The organism is Sphingomonas sp. TREG-RG-20F-R18-01, from assembly GCF_022662475.1.
Lineage (GTDB): Bacteria > Pseudomonadota > Alphaproteobacteria > Sphingomonadales > Sphingomonadaceae > Sphingomonas.
Genome location: NZ_JAKNQQ010000002.1, coordinates 248,377 through 267,575, shown reverse-complemented (window position 1 = coordinate 267,575; position 19,199 = coordinate 248,377). Strand labels below are relative to the sequence as shown.

Genomic DNA, 19,199 nt, shown 5'->3' with positions numbered 1-19,199 from the left:
CCCCTCCCCTGAAGGGGAGGGGCTATGAAGCGGCTTGCTGTTTACTGCGGGTCGGCGTCACCGGCTGACCCCGTCTACATCGACTCCGCCCGCCAGGTCGGCCGCACCCTCGCCGAGCGCGGGATCGGCGTGGTCTACGGCGGCGGCAAGCTCGGGCTGATGGGCGCGGTCGCCGACAGCGCGCTCGAAGCCGGCGGCGAGGTCATCGGGATCATCCCGCAGGCGCTCGTCAACGCCGAGGTCGCGCATCGCGGGCTCACCGAACTCCGCGTCGTCGATACGATGCACCAGCGCAAGCAGGCGTTCACCGACCTGTCCGACGGGTTCGTCAACCTGCCCGGCGGCACCGGCACGATGGACGAATTGTGGGAGGCGCTCAGCTGGGCGCAGATCGGCTATCACGCCAAGCCGGTCGGGCTGCTCAACGTGAGCGGCTATTATGACGGCCTCGTCGCTTTCTATCGCAAGATGGGCGAAGTCGGCTTCCTGCGGCCGCAACATCAGGGGATCCTGCTGATCGACACCGCGCTCGACGGGCTGCTCGCGCAGATGGCGGCGCACGAGCCGGTCGAGACGATCACCAAGATGCGCGCCAGCGACCTGTGAGCGACCAGCCCTCGCGTGACGTGATCGTCGCCGCCGCGCAGGAGTCGATCGCGCGGGGGTCCAAGAGCTTCGCGGCGGCGAGCAAGCTGTTCGCCCCCAAGGTGCGCGAACGCGCCTGGCTGCTCTATGCGTGGTGCCGCGCGTGCGACGACATTGCGGACGGGCAGGATCACGGCCACGCCATGACCGGCGTCACCGACGGCCCCGCACGGCTGGCGGCGATGTCCGCGAAGACCGAGATGGCGCTCGCGGGCGTGCCGGTCGGCGAACCCGCGTTCGATGCGCTCCGGCTGTTCGCGGCAGAGACCGCTTTGCCGCCAGCCTTGCCGCGCGACCTGATCGCCGGGTTCGCGCTCGACGCGGAGGGCTGGCGGCCGCAGACCGAGCAGGACCTGTATCGTTATTGTTACCATGTCGCGGGCGTGGTCGGCAGCATGATGGCGATCGCGATGGGGGTCGCACCCGACGACGATGCGACGCTCGACCGTGCGTGCGACCTCGGGCTCGCGTTCCAGCTCGCCAATATCGCGCGCGACGTTGCGGAGGATGCGCGCGCCGGGCGCTGTTACCTTCCGCAGGACTGGCTCGACGAGTTCGGCATCCCGGCGGATGCGCTGCTCGCGCCCGAATATCGCGACCGGCTGGGGTTGCTCGGCGAGCGGCTCGGGTTGCTGGCGGCGCGCTATGAAGAGAGCGCGCGGTTCGGGACGCCTGCGCTTTCGTTTCGCTCGGCCTGGGCGGTGCTGGCGGCGGCAGGGATTTATGGGGCGATCGGGCGCAAGGTCGCGGCACTCGGGCCGGGCGCCTGGGATGTGCGCGTGGGGACGTCTGGGACGGCGAAACTGGGGTTCATCCGGCGCGCGTTTGTGGAGGCGACGCGGCGCAAAGCGTTGTATCCGCCGTCGCTTCGCGATGCGACGCTATGGACGAGGCCACGCTAGGCTTCGAACGCTTCCCTTTCTTCTTCCCCGGCGAAGGCCGGGGCCCAGTAGTGGGCGTCATGTAAGTGAGGGCTGCCCGCGTTAACCTCTGCTCTCGCTACTGGGCCCCGGCCTTCGCCGGGGAAGAGCAAGAGGGAGAATAGGCGCTTACCCGTGCTGCGCGCGCGCCTTGGTCGAAGCCATCGGCATCCCGGTCGCGCGGCACGATGCGCTCACCACGGGAAAGTCGATATCCGAGTTTCGCGCAAGCGCCGCAGGCATTGCCGCCTGGCATTGCGCGATCGAGCGGTACTGCGCGGGTTCGATCCGCGCCTGCTGGCACGCCATGCTGCCATCACCGCAGCCCATGATCGCCATGACGTAGAAAAGCGGGTCCATCATCGTCTCCGTTCGGGGAATAAAACCGACGAAGCGCTCTGCTTGTTCCATGAGCCGCTTTCGGTCCGGCTTGACTGCGCCTACATGCACTCGTGATGCCACCCGATACAGCGACCACCTCGACCGCGCCCGAGCGCCCCATGCTCCCGACGCTGCGCCGCTTCCTGCCCTATCTCTGGCCTGCCGACGCGCCCGCGTTGCGGCTGCGGATCGTCGGGGCGATGCTGCTCGTCGTCGCGTCCAAGCTGGTGCAGGTGTACGGCGCGCCGTTCGCGCTGCAGGGGGCGATCGACGGGATGACCGGGGGGCCGAAAACGCCCGCGCTGATCACGTTGGTGACGCTGCTGGTGATCGGCTACGCCGCCGCGCGGTTCAGTTCGGTCGTGTTCGACAATCTGCGCAATGCGGTGTTCGAACGGGTCGGGCAGGATGCGACGCGGCGCCTCGCCGCGGGCGTGTTCCGCCACCTCCACCAATTGTCGCTGCGCTTCCATCTCGAACGCCGCACGGGTGCTGTCACCAAGGTGGTCGAGCGCGGGACCAAGAGCATCGACACGATGCTCTATTTCCTCCTGTTCAACATCGCGCCCACCGTCCTCGAACTCGCGCTGGTGCTCGGCATCTTCTGGACCAAGTTCGGCTTCTGGCTGGTGGCGGGCACGCTGGTGATGGTTGCCGCCTATATCCTCTTCACCCGTTGGGTGACCGACTGGCGCGCCGCGCTGCGTACGCGGATGAACGACCTCGACACCGGGGCGGTCAGCCATGCGGTGGATTCGCTGCTCAATTTCGAGACGGTCAAATATTTTGGCGCGGAAGAGCGCGAGGGGAAGCGCTACGACGCGGCAATGGCCGCCTATGCCAATGCCGCGGTCACGTCCGAGAATTCGCTCGCCTGGCTCAACATCGGGCAGGCGCTGATCACCAATCTGATGATGGGCGGCGGGATGGCGCTGATCGTCTATGGCTGGAGCCAGGGCCGTTTCACCGCCGGCAACGTCGTGCTGGTGTCGACGCTGCTGGCGCAGCTGTTCCGTCCGCTCGACCTGCTCGGCATGGTGTATCGCACGATCCGACAGGGCGTCATCGACATGGGCGCGATGTTCGACCTGATCGACACGCCGTCCGAAGTGGTCGACGTCCCCGGCGCCAAGCCGCTCACCATCGCGCGCGGGCATGTCCGGTTCGAGGACGTGCGCTTCGGCTATGATGCCGGCATGCCGATCCTCAAGGGCATCGACCTCGATATCCCTGCTGGCAAGACGCTCGCGGTGGTCGGGCCATCGGGCGCTGGCAAGTCGACGCTCGCGCGGTTGCTGTACCGCTTCTACGATCTGACCGGCGGGCGGATCACGGTCGACGGGCAGGACATCGCGCAAGTCACGCAAGCGAGCCTGCGCGCGTCGATCGGGATCGTGCCGCAGGATACGGTGCTGTTCAACGACACGATCGGCTACAACATCGCTTATGGCCGCGAAGGCGCAGGTGAATCCGAGATCGAGACTGCCGCGCGCGGGGCGGCGATCGCCGGGTTCATCGAACGCCAGCCCGAGGGCTATGCCACCCGCGTCGGCGAGCGTGGGCTGAAGCTGTCAGGCGGCGAGAAGCAGCGCGTCGCGATCGCGCGGACCCTGCTCAAGAACCCGCCGATCCTGATCCTCGACGAAGCGACCAGCGCTCTGGACAGTCGTACCGAGGGCGAGATCCTCGATACGCTCCAGGCGATCGAGCGCGGGCGGACGACGATCGTGATCGCGCACCGGCTGTCGACGGTGGTGCATGCCGACGAGATCGTCGTGCTTGAGGCCGGTCGCGTGGTCGAGCGCGGCAGCCATGCCGTCCTGCTGCGCAAGAAAGGGCTCTATGCCGAGATGTGGAACCGCCAGGCGCAGGAGCGCGCCGAGGAGACGCTGGCGGCGGAATGATCCAGCGTCCGAAAACACAACGCCCCGCCACGGCTCAGGCCGGACGGGGCGGTGAAAGCGCGGGAACGGACTGACGAGGGCGCCGTCAGTCGCGGGCTTCAGCCCTCGTAATCGGCACCCAGATTCTGGTTGCGCGGCGGCGCGGCGGCGGTGAGGCGGAGTGCCTCGGCCGATGCCGACAGGCTGCCGACCGCATCCGCTTCGTCCTCGTCGTCGACCTGGACGCGCTGCAGACCGTTGATGACCGACTCCTTGAGATGCGCCGGGCGCACCCGCTCTTCCGCGATTTCGCGCAAGGCGACGACCGGGTTCTTGTCGCGGTCGCGATCGACGGTAAGGTCGGCACCCCCCGAAATGGCCCGCGCACGCTGCGCGGCGAACAGGACGAGATCGAACCGGTTGGGGATCTTGTCGACGCAATCTTCGACAGTGACGCGCGCCATGAATGGCTTCCTTCGCAAACGACGGTATTCGGAAAGATGATCCCCTAGGCGGCAACCCGACAGGAGTCAAGAAAATCGGGCATGCGTGGGGCTTCAACACCTTGCGGCCTATGGCGCTTGGCGGCATCACCCGCTGCGATGACCGAACCCGTCCCTCAGCCGAGCTTTACCGTGGCCGGTAACCGGTTGACGATGCTCGATACCGGGCCACGCCGGCTGGCGGCGCTGATCGCGCTGATCGATGGCGCGCGCCGGTCGCTTCGCGTGATCTTCTACATCTATGTCGATGACGACGCGGGCGAAGCGGTTCGCGCCGCATTGCTGCGCGCGGCGGCGCGCGGCGTGGCGGTTTCGCTGATCGTCGACGGGCTCGGCAGCGAGGCGGCGGCGGCGCATGATTTCTTCGATCCGCTGCGCGACGGCGGGGTACAGGTGTGCCGCTTCGTGCCGCGCTGGGGACGGCGCTATCTGCTCCGCAATCACCAGAAGCTCGCGCTCGCGGACGGCGAGACCGCCAACCCGCGCGCGATCATCGGCGGATTCAACGTGCAGGACAGCTATTTCGGCACCGTTGCCGACCAGGCGTGGCGCGATCTCGGGCTGATCGTCGAGGGGCCGGCGGCGCAGCGGATCACCGGCTATTTCGACGTGCTCGCGCGCTGGGCGGGGCAACCCAAGCCGCCTTTGCGCACGTTGCGCCGCGCGCTTTCGACGTGGAGCGAGCCGCAGGGGACCGTGCGCTGGCTGTTCGGCGGACCGACGCGGCGGCTGTCGCCGTGGGCGCGGGCGGTGAAGCGCGACCTGCGCGATGCGACGCAGGTCGACCTGATCTCGGCCTATTTCGCGCCCAATCCGGGGATGCTGCGGCGGCTCGACAAGGTCGGGATGCGCGGGCGCGTGCGGATCGTGCTCGCGTCGAAGAACGATCATGGCGCCGCGATCTGGGCATCGCGCTTCACCTATGCCGGGCTGCTTCGCAAGCGGGTGCAGATCTACGAGTATCAGCTGACCAAATTGCACACCAAATTGTTCCTGATCGGTGACGTCGTCTATATCGGCTCGGCCAATTACGACATCCGCAGCCTGTTCCTCAATCTCGAGATGATGCTGCGGATCGAGGACCACGCCTTCGCCGCGCACGTCCGCCGCTATGTCGACGGCGAGATCGCCAATTCGGAGGCGATCACGCCCGAACTCTACAAGGCGCGGACCAGCCCGTGGATGCGCGTGAAACAGGCCGCTGCCTTCTTCGTGATGACCGTGCTCGACTATAACATCACCAAACGCCTCAATTTCGGACCCGAGCGGTGAAGTCGGGGAGGCTAAACCGCGAGTTCGGCTTGCTGTTCGTCGTCATGCTGACGATCGCCGCAGGCAACACCGCGCTGCAATCGGTCCTCCCCGCGCTCGGGCGATCCCTGAAAGTCCCCGACAGCGCGGTCGCGGCGGCGTTCTCGGTCTCCGCGCTGCTGTGGGTGATCGCCGCGCCGTTCTGGGCGCGCCGGTCGGACCGGCACGGGCGGCGTGCGATGATCCTGCTCGGGGTCGGCGGATTCTGCGTGTCGCTGCTGGTGTGCGGCGTGTTCCTCGCCGCCGGGATCAACGGCTGGATCGGCGGGACGACCGCGTTCGTCTGCTTCATCCTCGGGCGGCTGATCTACGGCAGCTTCGGCTGCGCCGCGCCGCCGGCCGTGCAGGCGCTGGTCGCGGGCAACACGACGCGCGAGGAACGGACCAAGGCGCTGACCTTGCTGGGCTCGGCGTTCGGGCTGGGGACGATCCTCGGCCCGACGATCGCGCCGTTCCTCGTGCTCGGGACGATCGCCGGGGTCGAGATCGGGCTGTCCGGCCCCGCCTTCCTGTTCGCGCTGTTCGGGCTGGGCGTGTGGATCGCGGTGCGGCGGCTGCTCCCCAACGACCTCCACCCCGACACCGCGACGCATGGCGCGGCCAACGCCTACCCCTCGATCGGCGGGCAAAGCGGCGGTGCGAGCATCGTTGCCGCGACCGAGGCCGCGACCGAACAGCATGCCGAACAGGTCGGCTATCGCGACCCCCGCATCCGTCCGTGGCTGATCGCGGGGCTGGTCGCTGGGCATGGGCAGGCGATGACCGGGCAGGCGATCGGCTTCCTCGTCATCGACCGGCTGCACCTGCTCCCCGCGACCGCGCTCCAGCCGACCGGAATCGTGTTGATGATCGGCGCGCTTGCCGCGCTGCTGGTGCAATGGGGAATCATCCCCAATCTCGACCTGCGCCCGCGCGCGATGATGCTGGTCGGGCTGGCGATCGCGGCGGTCGGCTGCGCGCTGACCGGGGTGGCCACGTCGCTCTACGGCATCGCCTGCGCCTATGCGCTCGCGTCGGTCGGGTTCGGCTTTACACGACCTGCCTTCACCGCGGGGGCATCGCTTGCGGTCGGGCATCATGCGCAGGGGTCGGTCGCGGGCAAGGTGACGTCGATCAACGGCGCGGCGTTCGTGCTCGGGCCGTCGATCGGGGTCGGGCTGTACGAGGCCCAGCATGCGCTGCCCTACCTCGTGGCAGGGGCAGCGATGCTGGTGCTGTTCGGCTATGCCTGGGTGCGGTTGCGCGAGCGATGATCCTTCCTCCCCTCCCGGGAAGGGAAGGGACCGAGGGGTAGGTTCGCCCGGTATCGAACGCTCCGCCCGACTGCGAGCCGACCCACCCCCAACCCCTCCCTTCCAGGGACGGGAGCAGAAGGGTTTGCGCGCTTCTTCCTCTGCACGCGGCGCAAAAGGCAAAGCGATGGTGCGCGAGCTACGATCTTCCTCCCTGAAAGGGAGGGGATCGAGGGGTGGGTTGGCCCGGTATCGAACGCTCCGCCCGACTGCGAGCCGACCCACCCCCAACCCCTCCCTTCCAGGGACGGGAGCAGAAGGATCAGCGCGCCTCTTCCTTCGCGCGGGGCGGGAAGGCGAAGCCGATCGGCTGTAGCGCGGTCGCATCCTGCTTGAGCCGCGCGGACATCGCCTCATATTCGCGCTCAAGCTCGGGCGTGACCGACGCGCGCGAATCGCCGAGCGCGGTCTCGAAATGCGACATCGTCACCTGGCTGACCGACATGGACTCGCGCAGCGCCGTAAGACCCGCCCGCCGCACCAGATCCTCCAGATCCGCGCCGGTGAAGCGATCGGTCTTCCCCGCGACGACATCGAGATCGACGTCGTCGGCGAGCGGCATCTTGCCGGTCTGGATCGTCAGGATGCGCTTGCGCCCTGCCCGGTCCGGCACGCCGACATAGATCAGCTCGTCGAACCGGCCCGGGCGCAGCAACGCCGGGTCGATCAAATTGGGCCGGTTGGTCGCGCCAATGACGACGACCGACTGGAGTTCTTCCAACCCGTCCATCTCGGCGAGGATTGTGTTCACGACCCGCTCGGTCACCTGCGGCTCGCCACCACCGCTCCCGCGTGCCGGGACGAGCGAATCGAGCTCGTCGATGAAGATCACGCACGGGGCCACCTGCCGCGCGCGCGCGAACAGCTTGGCGATCTGCTGCTCGCTCTCGCCATACCATTTGCTGAGCAGGTCGGACGATTTGGTCGCGATGAAATTGGCCTGCGCCTCGCGCGCGACCGCCTTCGCTAGCAGCGTCTTGCCGGTACCCGGAGGACCGTACAGCAGGAAGCCCTTGGCCGGACGGATGCCGAGCCGGCGGAACGCGTCGGGATCCTTGAGCGGAAGCTCGACGCCTTCCTTCAATCGCATCTGCGCCGAATCGAGCCCGCCGACATCGTCCCAGCGGACGCGCGGGGCCTCGACCATCACCTCGCGCATCGCGCTCGGCTGGACGCGCTTCAAGGCATCGACGAAATCCTCGCGCGTGACCGCGAGCGTGTCGAGAATCTCGGGCGGGATCGTGCCTTCGGACAGGTTGAGCCGCGGCATCAGCTTGCGCACCGCCTCGATCGCCGCCTCGCGCGCGAGCGCCGCCAGATCGGCACCGACGAACCCGTAGGTCGTCCGCGCGAGTTCGCCGAGGTCGACCTTGTCGCCCAGCGGCATGCCGCGCGTGTGGATGCCGAGGATCTCGCGCCGCCCCCGCTCGTCGGGAACGCCGACGACGATCTCGCGGTCGAACCGGCCGGGCCGCCGCAAGGCCTCGTCGATCGCCTCGGGGCGGTTGGTCGCGGCGATGATTACGACGTTGGCGCGGGATTCGAGCCCGTCCATCAGCGTCAGCAGCTGCGCAACGAGACGCTTCTCCGCCTCGCCCGACACCTGCCCGCGCTTGGGCGCGATCGAATCGATCTCGTCGATGAACACGATCGACGGCGCGGCCTTGGCGGCTTCCTCGAACACCTGGCGGAGCTTGCCCTCGGACTCGCCATAGGCCGAGCCCATGATCTCGGGCCCGTTGATCAGGAAGAACTCCGCCGCGGATTCATTGGCGACCGCGCGCGCGAGCCGCGTCTTGCCGGTTCCGGGTGGCCCGTGCAGCAGCACGCCCTTGGGCGGATCGACGCCCAAGCGCTGGAACAGCTCTGGATAGCGCAGCGGCAGCTCGACCATCTCGCGGAGCTGGTCGATCGTCGGGCCCATGCCGCCGATGTCGTCGTACGTGACGTCGGCGCGGCGCGCTTCCTTCGGCTCCTCATATTCGGGGCGAAGCTCGATCTCCGTCGTCTCGTCGACATGCACCACGCCCTTGGGGACAGTCGAGATGACGGCGAGGCGGATCTCCTGCAGCGCATAAGCGGGCGCGCGCAGCATGTTCTGGACGCCCGGCGGCATGTTGTCGACGCGCTGCTGCCCTGCGGTCGCGACGACGTCTCCTTGGCACAAAGGCCGCCCGAAGAAGGTGCGCTTGAGTGCGTTAGACGAACCCTGCAACCGCAGGTTCTGTTGTGCGGGTGCGAACACGACCCGCGTCGCGGGCTTCGATTCGATCTTGCGAACCTCGACGAAATCGCCAGACCCGACCCCGGCATTGGCGCGCTGGAGCCCGTCGATCCGGATGATCTCGAGGCCCTCGTCCTCGGCATAAGGTGCTACGGCGCGCGCAGGCGTGGTCGACTTGCCGACGATCTCGATCACGTCGCCCTCGCCGATCCCGAGCGCTGCGAGCATCGAGCGCGGGACATGCGCCAGCCCGCGCCCGCTGTCTTCGGCGCGCGCGTTGGCAACCTGCAATTTCCGAATCGGCGCCTCGGCGTCCGCCATAGTCATTCCCTCACGAAACCCGCTGATGAGCGCGCGAGATAGGGCGTCGGTTCCGCGAATACGAGGGCGCGCGCCAGGACGGTCCGCATCTGCGCCCGATCCGCGACGGACAAAAAAAGGGCCGACCCCGGAGGATCGGCCTTGAAAGTTTTAGGAGAGGATGCCTGAAAGGCACCGTCTGAATGCCCGGACCGGGATTATGTTGCAAGTGCGAAAGGATTGGATACGATTGCGCTTTCTGCAATCGCAGCTATCGATTGCGGGTGTCGCGTATTCTGTGATTGAACGATAGCAACATGGTGCATCGCACCATCTGGCTTGCGAAAGGCTCCTCATGCGGAGATTACCGCCACTCACCGCGATCGAAGCGTTCGTCCAGGTCGCCCGGACCGGGTCGATCAAGGCGGCGTCGCAAGAACTGGCCCTCTCGCCGCCGGCGCTGAGCCGCCGGATCCAGGCGCTCGAGCGGTTTATCGGGCGGCCCTTGTTCGAACGCCGCCATCAGGCGGTGGTGCTCAACGCCGATGGCGACCGGCTGCTCCAGCAGATCGCCCCAGCGCTCGACCAATTGTCCGACGCGGTCGAGGTGATGACGAGCAATACCGACGTGCTCCGGCTAAGGCTCGGCATCCTGCCGCTCTACGCGTCGCAGCGGCTGTTCCCGCGGCTCGGCGAATTGCGCACGCGGCACCCCGAGCTGCATCTCGACATCGATACGAGCACGCACAACATCTCGCGGCTCGGCGAGGGGCTCGACGCGGTGATCGCGCTCGCGCGGGATATCGATCCGGCGCTCTATGCGCGGCGGCTCGATCGCAACCAGGTCTATGTGATCGGGGCGAAATCCCTGATCGAGGGGCCGGACCCGGTGGTGCGCCCGGACCAGCTCGCCGGGCTGACCGCGCTGGTCCACCGCGAGATGCCCGACACGTTCAGCGCATGGCGCGCGGCGGCGGGGCTGACCGATCTCGAGCCGCTCGCGGTCGACCATTTCGATTCGGGCGCGCTGATGCTCGAAGCGGCGGCGCAGGGGCTGGGCATCGCCTTCATGCACGAGAGCCATTTCGCGGATGCCAACGACCCGCGGATCGTGCGCCTGTTCGATATCTCGGTGGAGAGCCCGTACAGCTACTGGTTCGCGTGCCGCCCGCGGGCGCTGACGCAAAAGCCGGTGAAACTGTTCCACGACTGGCTGATCGCAACGATCGCCGATCCAAGCGTTTAGATTTTTCTTGAGCCCCTCCCCTTCAGGGGAGGGGTTGGGGGTGGGGAAGTGCCTCGCAGAGAGCATTGTTCTGCTGGACGGCCCCACCCCAACCCCTCCCCCGAGGGGGAGGGGCTAAGGAATTCGAAAACGGTCATTCTTTTGAGGCAGCAATCGATCCGCTAACCACGCACGCACATGTACGCGGGACGTCTCAAGCCCCTCTCCTTCAGGGGAGGGGTTGGGGGTGGGGAAGTGCCTCGCAGAGAGCATCGTTCTGCTGAACTGCCCCACCCCAACCCCTCCCCTGAAGGGGAGGGGCTAAGACTAGCAATTAAGCAGCGGTCGCCTTCAGGATCTTGCCCGGCTCGCGCGGCGGCTCGCCCTTGGGGAGCGCGTCGATGTGCTCCATGCCCGACGTCACCTGGCCCCACACGGTGTATTGGCCGTCGAGGAAACGTGCGTCGTCGAAGCAGATGAAGAACTGGCTGTTCGCCGAGTTCGGATCGTTGGTGCGTGCCATCGAAGCGACGCCGCGGACATGCGGCTCCTTCGAGAATTCGGCAGGGAGGTTGGGCTTGTCCGACCCGTGCATGCCGGTGCCGGTGGGGTCGCCGCCCTGTGCCATGAAGCCGGGGATGACGCGGTGGAACACCACGCCGTCGTAGAAGCCGTCGTTCGCCAGCTCGGCGACGCGAGCGACGTGCTGCGGCGCGAGATCGCCGCGCAGCTTGATCACGACGTCGCCGCCGTCGAGGGTGAGCGTCAGGGTTTCGGGAAGATCGGCCATGTTGGGCTCCTGAATTGGGACTGACGCTGCCGTAGCGATGCACCGTCGCAGAGGCAAATCGCCACCGATTGGCTTTGTTCCCATATCGGGCTAGACGAACGGCTTAAGGGCAACAGGAGGTCCACCCGTGAGCGAGACCGAGCTCCTCCCCGAAATCGACGCGACGCAACTCGACGAGGACGACCGGCTCAAGCCCGAGTTCGTTCGCGCGGTGATCGACGCGGTGCAGGCGGGCGACGCCGAGACGGCGCGGTCGCTGGTCGAACCGCTCCACCCAGCCGATATCGCGGATCTGTTCGAACTCACCCCGGCGGATTGCCGCGCTGCGCTCGCGAGTGCGATCACCGACCTGCTCGACGGCGACGTCTTCGCCGAGATGAACGATTACGTCCGCGAGGATCTGATCGATTCGCTTTCGGCGACGCAGGTCGCGGATATCGCGTCCGAACTCGACACCGACGATGCGGTCGCGATCATCGAGGACATGGAGCCCGCCGACCAGCGCGAAGTGCTCCGCGCGCTCGACCCCGACGATCGCGCCGCGATCGAGGAAGCGCTGAGCTACCCCGAGGAATCCGCCGGCCGCCTGATGCAGCGCGAGCTGATCGCGGTGCCCGAGCATTGGACCGTCGGCGACACGCTCGATTACCTCCGCACGCACGACGCGCTGACCACCGATTTCTGGGAAATCTTCGTGGTCGACCCGGCGCACAAGCCGATCGGCACGGTCGCGCTGTCGTGGATCCTGCGCACCCCGCGCGGGATCGGCATCGGCGACGTGATGCAGCGCGAGCAGACGCTGATCCCGGTCGACATGGACCAGGAAGAGGTCGCGCTGCGCTTCCAGAAATATGCGCTGATCTCGGCGGCGGTGGTCGACCCCGGCGGGCGGCTGGTCGGGATGATCACGGTTGACGACATCGTCCACATCATCTCCGAGGAAGCGGGCGAGGATATCCTCCGCTTGTCGGGCGCGGGCGATGGCGACATCAACGAACCGATCCTGCTGACGGTGCGGACGCGGATCACCTGGCTGGTCGTCAACCTCGGCACCGCGATGCTCGCGGCGTCGGTGGTCGGCGCGTTCCAGGGCGAAATCGCGCGGTTCGCACTGCTTGCGGTGCTGATGCCGATCGTGTCGGGGATGGGCGGCAATGCGGGCACGCAGACGCTCGCAGTCGTCGTGCGCGCGCTCGCGACCAACCAGCTGACCAGCTCCAACACCGCGCGGATGATCCTGCGCGAATTCCGCATCGCCGCCGCCAATGGCGCGATGCTCGGGGTGCTGGTCGGGAGCGGGACCTATCTCGCGTTCGGCAATATCGGGCTAGCGATCGTGATCGCGATGGCGATGATCATCAACAATCTGGTCGCCGGGCTGGCGGGCGTGCTCGTGCCGGTGTCGCTGGAGCGCGCCGGGGTCGATCCTGCGGTATCCTCGGCGGTGTTCGTCACGACGATGACCGATGTGATGGGTTTCTTGTCGTTTCTGGGACTTGCGACGCTATGGGGGCTTGGCGGCTGACCCCGCCGCGCCCAAATCCACCTGCATGTTGCATTTGACCAAGGTTGCGTTCGGCGCGACGAGCCTCGACCATCTCGCCGAACGGCTCAAGCAACGTGCCGCGGACGGGCCGGTGTTCCTCACCACGCGCTATTTGCCCAAGCGGCACGAGGAGATCGTGCGGGAGGGCGAAAAGGGCGGGTCGCTCTACTGGATCATCAAGCACACGCTGGTGGCACGCTCGCCGATTCTCGGCTTCGGCGAGGCCGAGGGCGGGCGCGTCGCGATCCACATCGATCCGGCGCTGGTGCTCACGGAAGGCCGCCCCAAGCGCGCGCACCAGGGGTGGCGCTATCTCGAGCCGGGCGATGCGCCCGCCGATCTCGGCGGTGACGTGCTGGTGGGGGATGCGATGCCGGCGGCGCTGATCGGCAAGCTGGCGGCGTTGGGGCTGATCTGACGGACTCCAATACCGGGGTTGTCCTCCACCCAGTCCCCGAGACGCCCCCTTACGGCACCGCATCCAGCCCGCACCGGATCGGTCCCGTCGCGGCCGCCGAAACCCGACAGGTCGGCTTGCCATAGACCGTCACCGCGCCAAGCCCGGTGCTCGTCGCATCGGCGGTGTAGCGCGCGGTCGCCTTGATCGTCCCCGACCCGTCGAGCCGCACGGTCAACGCATCGCTCCGTAGCGCCGTCGCATCGATTCCTCCGGGCCCGCTGGTCAGCAGCCGCACCCGCCCGCCCCGACCGCCGAGCGTCATCGCCCCCGACCCGAGCAGCGTCGCGTTGAGCTCGTCGCCATCGAGCGCGGTCGCATCGATCGATCCGCTCCCCGTCACCTGCAGGTCGATCCGCTGCGCGCGGAACGGCCCCGCCACCGCGAGCCGCCCGCCCCCGACCACGGTCGCGCCGCGCAGCATCGGGACACCCAGCCGGATCACCAGGGGTTTCGCCGCCCCGTGCCGCGGGACTTCGCCCCAGCCACGGCTGCCTGCCCGCACGACGAGCGTCCGCCCCTCAACCCGGATGTCGATCGCGTCGCTCGCCTCCGCCGGGCCGTCCGCGCGCGCCGATGGGGCGGTGCGGGTCGTCAGGGCAACGTCGAACGGCCCGTCGACGCGGATCCGGTCGTAGTCGGTGACGACATAGGATCGGCCGGTCGCGGCCGATGCAACACCGGGTGCAACGAGGAGAAGCACAATGAACAGGCGGACAGTTGTCATCTGCAGGGCATCGCCGCGATTCCGGGATGCGGCAAGCCGTTGTATCACCCGCCGCACCGCACGTCGCCCGACCCGGACTTGCTGATCGTGCAGCGCGCCTGCCGCCCGAGATCGATATCGCCCGATCCGCTGAGTGCCACGGTCGCCGTGCCGGTGACGGTGGCGCGCAGGTCGCCGGACCCGCGCAGCGCCACGACCGCGCTGCGCGCCTTCAGCCCCGGCGCATTGATCGCGCCGGACCCGGTCACGGCGGCGGTGAGCTGGTCGACCGCCCCGGCCGCGGTGAGATCGCCCGAGCCACGCGCCGCCAGCGTCGCCTGCCCCGTCGTGATCGCGGCGATGCGCAAATTCCCCGACCCGACCGCCGCCGCCGCGAACCGGCTGCCCTCGACCCGGTCGATCGCCATGTCGCCCGATCCGCGCACTTCCGCCGCGATGATCCGCGGCATCGTCACGAAGACCTTCACGCCCCGGCTGCTAGTCCATCCGAACCCGGTCCGTGGCTTGCGGTCGATCCGTAGCGTATCCCCGTCCCGAACGATGCGGAGTTGCGCAAGCTCGGCGGCGGGCCCTTCGGCCCTGACCGAAAAGCCGGTCCCGACCCGCACGTCGACATCGTCCGATCCCTGCAGCGCCACCCCGGAAAAGTTCGCGATCTGGAAGCTTTGCGTTGTTCCCGCCACGCGATCCCCCGCGCTGGCGTTCGATGAACAGGCCGCGACGGGCAGCGTGAGCGACAGAGCGGTGACGAACAGGCGGTTGAAACGCATGGCAAGGAACTCCCTGTGTGTTGTGCAAACAATACACCCAGCGCGTTCCATTGCAAAGGAAGAGTTTGCGCAAACGCAAAAAGGGGCGACCGTTGCCGGCCGCCCCTTTTAGCACAAACCCGTGAGCGGGTCAGGCCGGCGCCTTATCCTTGTTGTGGATCGCGGCCGCCTTGCGGAGAATCTCGAGGATCTTCTCCTGCGCGGTCGGCTCGTCGACCTGCTCCATCGCGGCGAGTTCGCGCGCGAGTCGGCTGGTCGCGCCCTCGAAGATCTGCCGCTCGGAATAGCTCTGCTCGGGCTGGTCGTCGGCGCGGAACAGGTCGCGGACCACTTCGGCGATCGACACGAGGTCGCCCGAATTGATCTTCGCTTCATATTCCTGCGCACGGCGTGACCACATGGTGCGCTTGACGCGCGGCTTGCCGGTCAACGTTTCGAGCGCCTCGCGCAACGTCTTGTCGCTCGACAGCTTGCGCATCCCGACGCTTTCGGCCTTGTTGGTGGGAACGCGCAGCGTCATGCGCTCTTTTTCGAACCGCAGAACATAGAGTTCGAGCTGCATTCCGGCGATTTCCTGCCGCTGGAGCTCGATCACACGGCCAACGCCGTGCTTTGGGTAAACGACATAATCGCCGACGTCGAAGGACAGCGCCTTGGCAGCCATTCCGTTAGACCTTTCTGTGAACCGGGTATCCCGGTGCAACGCACTTCTTGCAGCAAAGCTGCATCAGCGCACGCGGGGGGTGTGTGGGTTGGTACGTCTCCGTGCCGGAAAGCGCTGATGGCGCCGTCCGTCATCCCCCGTTTAACATAGTCGTAATAAAATTACCAGCCAAAGGTCGCCGGACGCACCGCGCGGGCGTCGCAAAACGCCGCGCACCGTCCCATTCTGACAGATCCGAAACGGATCAGTCGCCCGTGCCGGGCTCCGCCGAGAAATATTTGTCGTACTTGCCGGTCTCGCCCTTGTGGTCGTCCGCGTCGGCCGGAGTCTGATCCGCCTTGCGCGTGACGTTGGGCCACTGGCTCGAGAAGGTCGTGTTGAGTTCCAGCCACGGCTCGAGGCCGCTCTCGGTATCGGGCAGGATCGCTTCGGCGGGGCACTCGGGCTCGCACACGCCGCAATCGATGCATTCGCTGGGGTTGATGACCAGCATGTTCTCGCCTTCGTAGAAGCAGTCGACCGGGCACACCTCGACGCAGTCCATGTACTTGCACTTGATGCAGGCATCGGTGACGACGTAGGTCATTAGGTAACTCCCGGAGCAACGAACCCGACGCTGCTATGCCCGAGCGCCCGCCTCGTCAATGATTGCAGTGCCTGTTCGGTCATTTTCAATGAGGTCGGTGTAGCAGGACCGCCCCGCATCGGGCGGTCCGCGCCGTTCGGGAAGGCATTCGACGCGGATCGCGCGGACCCGGCCAGACGGGGTGACGAAGGCGAGCACGCTGCCGATCCGCACCGCAGCAGCCGGCCGGTCGACCGCGCGCCCGTCGATCCGCAACCGCCCGCTCGCGGCCATCCCCTGCGCGATGCCGCGCGTCTTCACGATCCGGGCGAACCAGAGGAAACAGTCGAGCCGCATGCTCGGGCCGCGGGGGAAGGCTTCAGCCATGCACCGCCAGATCGGCGAGCGCCGCAAAGTGCGTGCCGCGCGGCGCGGCGACGGGTCGGACGGTCGGCAGCCCACGCCAGATCCAGCGCGGCACCGCGTCCTCGGCTGCAGCGGGGGCGGGACGGAAGCCGAACCCAGCCATCAGTTTCTCGATCGTCGGCGGGGTCAGCCCCATCGACAGCGCCAGCGCCGGGTCGAGCGCGAACGGCTGGCGTCCCGCCGCACCGCGCGCATCGTGCGCCGCGCGCGCGATCCGTTCGATCAGGTCGATCCGCACCGCCTGCGCCGCGATCGGGCGATAGCCGTCCGCGAGCGTCGCACCGGGCACGCCGCGTGCCAGTACGCTCGCACCTTCGCGCGGCGCTTCCGCAATGGCTCGCCCCTCGCGGATCGCGAACAGCGCGCGCCGCCACCGCGCGGCGGCGGGCTTGAGCAGGCGCGGATCGAACAGGTCGAGCGCACCGATCGTCACCCCCGCGCGGCGGAACGCCTTCCGCGCAACGCCGTCGAGCTTGTCGAGCACCGCGACCACCTCGCTCCGCGCGACCATCCCGCCCCCCGCGACCAGCGCCGCCGCAACCGCGCGCGACGCCGGGCTCGCGGCCGGATCGCGCTGGACCGAATCGAGCAGCACCGGTCCCGGCAGCGCGCGCGCGACCGCATCGCCGAACCAGCCGCGCAATCGCAGTTCGATCTTCGCGCGCAAGGCGACATCGAGGCAATCGAGCGCGCGGTCGAGCAGGATCCGTGGGCGCACCAGGCTTTGCCCGGGCGCAAAGGTCGCGACGGTGAAGCCGCTCCATACCAGCACCGGGGTCTCCCCCGCGTCGGTCCGCAGCGACAGGTCGGCGTCCGCCGCCTCCGCCAGCGCGGTCCCGCGCTTGCCCCGCTCGTCCCCCAGCCGCCGCTCGGCGGCGGCGAGCAGCATCCGCTTGTCGCTCGCGCGTGCATCGGCGGCGACGGTGAAGCGGAACCCGTCGAGCCGACCGATCGCATGGTCCTCGACCATCACCTCGCCCTCGGCGCCGATCGTGACGGGCAACATCCGGGGGTCCGCGCCGATCTGCCGCATCAGCAACGTCGTGCGCTTGTCGACGAACCGCTGCGTCAGGCTCGAATGGAGCGCATCCGACAGCCGTTCCTCGACCGCGCTCGCGCGGGCGGCCCAATGCGCAGGGTCGGCGAGCCAGTCGACCCGGTTGGCGATATACGCCCAGCTCCGCGCCGCTGCGATCCGTCCGGCGAGTGTTTCGACGTCGCCCGCGACCGTATCGAGCCGCGCGAGTTCCGCCGCGAACCACTGGTGCGGGATATGCCCCTGCCCCTCGCTCAGATGCCCAAAAATGCGCGCGACGAAGCGGGTATGCGGGTCGACGCCCAATTTGCGGAAATCGGGCAGCCCGCACGCCGCCCACAGCCGCGCGACCATCAGCGGATGCCGCGCGCGGGCACGGACCCAGTCCTCCTCCGCCATCCGCTTCAGGACGGCGAGATCGACCGATTGCGGTGCCGCACGCAGACGGCGGTTCTCGGGCTTCGCTTCGAGGCTCGCGATCAGCGCGGCGATGCTCGAGAAATCGGGCTCGCCCTCGCGCCAGTAGAGATGCTCGAGCGGCGGGAAGCGATGCTCCTCGATCGCGAGCACTTCCTCGGGCGCGAACGCCCCCGGCCCTTCCTCGACCAACGCGCCGAACGTCCCGTCGCGCTGGTGCCGCCCCGCGCGCCCCGCGATCTGCGCCATTTCGGCGACGGTAAGGCGACGCTGGCGGTGGCCGTCGAACTTGTTGAGGCTGGCGAAGGCGACATGGGTGACATCCATGTTGAGCCCCATCCCGATCGCATCGGTCGCGACGAGATAATCGACCTCGCCCGCCTGGAACATCGCGACCTGCGCGTTGCGGGTGCGCGGCGACAGTGCACCCATCACCACCGCCGCGCCGCCGCGCAGCCGCCGCAGCATCTCGGCGACCGCATAGACTTCCTCCGCGCTGAACGCGACGATCGCGGAGCGTTTGGGGAGGCGGCTGATCTTCTTCGCGCCGGCATAGCTCAGCGTCGAGAAGCGCGGGCGGTTCATGATCTCGATTCCGGGGACGAGCGCCTTGACCATCGGGCGCAGCGCCTCCGAGCCGAGCAACATCGTCTCTTCCCGGCCCCGCGCGCGCAGGATGCGGTCGGTGAAGACGTGGCCGCGCTCCATGTCCGCGCCCAATTGCGCTTCATCGACGGCAACGAACGCAAGGTCGCGGTCGACCGGCATCGATTCGGCGGTGCACAGAAACCAGCGCGCGTCCTTGGGGACGATCTTCTCTTCGCCAGTGATCAGCGCGACGCGGTTCGCACCCTTGATCTTGACGACCCGGTCATAGACTTCGCGCGCCAGCAGGCGCAGCGGAAAGCCGATCATGCCGCTCGAATGGCCGCACATCCGCTCGACCGCCAGATGCGTCTTGCCGGTGTTGGTCGGCCCGAGCACCGCGGTGACGGTGCTGTCGTGATCGCGTTGCATGACGCACCCAACATCGCGTCGAGAAGACGATTGCGCAACCATTGTCGTTCGAAAATACGCGGCCGCTCAACGCCTACCTGCAGCAGACCAGCCGCCCGCG

The 19,199-nt window shown here is 67.8% G+C and carries 18 protein-coding genes; 8 read left to right on the top strand and 10 right to left on the bottom strand.

Annotated elements, in window-relative coordinates; all coding sequences use genetic code 11:
* Positions 1–24: 24 nt before the first annotated feature.
* Positions 25–606, top strand: a complete 582-nt coding sequence (locus L8K25_RS06785) for a TIGR00730 family Rossman fold protein (protein ID WP_242138137.1) — start codon at positions 25–27, stop codon at positions 604–606.
* Positions 603–1,547, top strand: a complete 945-nt coding sequence (locus tag L8K25_RS06780) for a phytoene/squalene synthase family protein (protein WP_242138136.1) — start codon at positions 603–605, stop codon at positions 1,545–1,547. Before L8K25_RS06785 ends, L8K25_RS06780 begins: the two co-directional genes overlap by 4 nt.
* A gap of 147 nt (positions 1,548–1,694) precedes the next feature.
* On the opposite strand, the gene L8K25_RS06775 is transcribed toward L8K25_RS06780, so the two are convergent.
* A complete protein-coding gene (locus L8K25_RS06775; protein ID WP_242138724.1) occupies positions 1,695–1,925 on the bottom strand; it encodes a hypothetical protein in 231 nt (76 codons plus the stop codon).
* Positions 1,926–2,020: 95 nt separating this feature from the next.
* Here L8K25_RS06775 and L8K25_RS06770 point away from each other — a divergent pair, with 95 nt between their 5' ends.
* Positions 2,021–3,850, top strand: coding sequence for an ABC transporter ATP-binding protein/permease (locus L8K25_RS06770; protein WP_242138135.1), 1,830 nt, complete (start codon positions 2,021–2,023; stop codon positions 3,848–3,850).
* Between the two features lie 98 nt (positions 3,851–3,948).
* Here the strand turns inward: L8K25_RS06770 and rpoZ are convergent, their stop codons facing one another.
* Positions 3,949–4,293: a DNA-directed RNA polymerase subunit omega gene (gene rpoZ / locus L8K25_RS06765; RefSeq protein WP_010161409.1), complete on the bottom strand. Its 345-nt coding sequence runs from the start codon at positions 4,291–4,293 to the stop codon at positions 3,949–3,951.
* 138 nt (positions 4,294–4,431) lie between these two features.
* Here rpoZ and L8K25_RS06760 point away from each other — a divergent pair, with 138 nt between their 5' ends.
* The gene (locus L8K25_RS06760) at positions 4,432–5,604 is read left to right on the top strand and encodes a phosphatidylserine/phosphatidylglycerophosphate/cardiolipin synthase family protein (RefSeq protein WP_242138134.1); all 1,173 of its coding nucleotides are present in this window, start codon (positions 4,432–4,434) and stop codon (positions 5,602–5,604) included.
* A gap of 44 nt (positions 5,605–5,648) precedes the next feature.
* A complete protein-coding gene (locus L8K25_RS06755; protein WP_242138723.1) occupies positions 5,649–6,896 on the top strand; it encodes an MFS transporter in 1,248 nt (415 codons plus the stop codon).
* A gap of 301 nt (positions 6,897–7,197) precedes the next feature.
* Here L8K25_RS06755 and L8K25_RS06750 read toward each other — a convergent pair whose 3' ends face one another.
* A complete protein-coding gene (locus L8K25_RS06750) occupies positions 7,198–9,480 on the bottom strand; it encodes a CDC48 family AAA ATPase (RefSeq protein ID WP_242138133.1) in 2,283 nt (760 codons plus the stop codon).
* 334 nt (positions 9,481–9,814) lie between these two features.
* On the opposite strand from L8K25_RS06750, the gene L8K25_RS06745 reads away from it, so the two are divergent.
* Positions 9,815–10,705: a LysR substrate-binding domain-containing protein gene (locus tag L8K25_RS06745; protein WP_242138132.1), complete on the top strand. Its 891-nt coding sequence runs from the start codon at positions 9,815–9,817 to the stop codon at positions 10,703–10,705.
* A 313-nt stretch (positions 10,706–11,018) separates the two neighbouring features.
* On the opposite strand, the gene L8K25_RS06740 is transcribed toward L8K25_RS06745, so the two are convergent.
* Entirely contained in the window at positions 11,019–11,474 is a 456-nt protein-coding gene (locus L8K25_RS06740) for a peptidylprolyl isomerase (RefSeq protein WP_242138131.1), read from the bottom strand.
* A 127-nt stretch (positions 11,475–11,601) separates the two neighbouring features.
* Between L8K25_RS06740 and mgtE the strand changes: the two genes are divergently transcribed.
* Positions 11,602–12,999 (top strand): magnesium transporter, encoded by a 1,398-nt coding sequence (mgtE, locus tag L8K25_RS06735; protein ID WP_242138130.1) that lies wholly within the window; start codon positions 11,602–11,604, stop codon positions 12,997–12,999.
* Positions 13,000–13,024: 25 nt separating this feature from the next.
* The gene (locus tag L8K25_RS06730; protein ID WP_242138129.1) at positions 13,025–13,438 is read left to right on the top strand and encodes a DUF1489 domain-containing protein; all 414 of its coding nucleotides are present in this window, start codon (positions 13,025–13,027) and stop codon (positions 13,436–13,438) included.
* Between the two features lie 49 nt (positions 13,439–13,487).
* Here L8K25_RS06730 and L8K25_RS06725 read toward each other — a convergent pair whose 3' ends face one another.
* The 6 genes from L8K25_RS06725 to L8K25_RS06700 form a co-directional block, all read right to left on the bottom strand.
* Positions 13,488–14,204: a head GIN domain-containing protein gene (locus tag L8K25_RS06725; protein ID WP_242138128.1), complete on the bottom strand. Its 717-nt coding sequence runs from the start codon at positions 14,202–14,204 to the stop codon at positions 13,488–13,490.
* A gap of 44 nt (positions 14,205–14,248) precedes the next feature.
* The gene (locus tag L8K25_RS06720; RefSeq protein ID WP_242138127.1) at positions 14,249–14,974 is read right to left on the bottom strand and encodes a head GIN domain-containing protein; all 726 of its coding nucleotides are present in this window, start codon (positions 14,972–14,974) and stop codon (positions 14,249–14,251) included.
* Positions 14,975–15,104: 130 nt separating this feature from the next.
* Positions 15,105–15,638, bottom strand: coding sequence for a CarD family transcriptional regulator (locus L8K25_RS06715; RefSeq protein ID WP_010161421.1), 534 nt, complete (start codon positions 15,636–15,638; stop codon positions 15,105–15,107).
* Between the two features lie 244 nt (positions 15,639–15,882).
* The gene (gene fdxA, locus L8K25_RS06710) at positions 15,883–16,224 is read right to left on the bottom strand and encodes a ferredoxin FdxA (RefSeq protein ID WP_242138126.1); all 342 of its coding nucleotides are present in this window, start codon (positions 16,222–16,224) and stop codon (positions 15,883–15,885) included.
* A gap of 33 nt (positions 16,225–16,257) precedes the next feature.
* Positions 16,258–16,590: a S4 domain-containing protein gene (locus tag L8K25_RS06705; protein ID WP_242138125.1), complete on the bottom strand. Its 333-nt coding sequence runs from the start codon at positions 16,588–16,590 to the stop codon at positions 16,258–16,260.
* On the bottom strand, positions 16,583–19,099 hold the full coding sequence (locus L8K25_RS06700) for a helicase-related protein (RefSeq protein WP_242138124.1): 2,517 nt from the start codon (positions 19,097–19,099) through the stop codon (positions 16,583–16,585). The genes L8K25_RS06705 and L8K25_RS06700 overlap by 8 nt, the downstream gene beginning before the upstream one ends.
* Positions 19,100–19,199 lie beyond the last annotated feature (100 nt).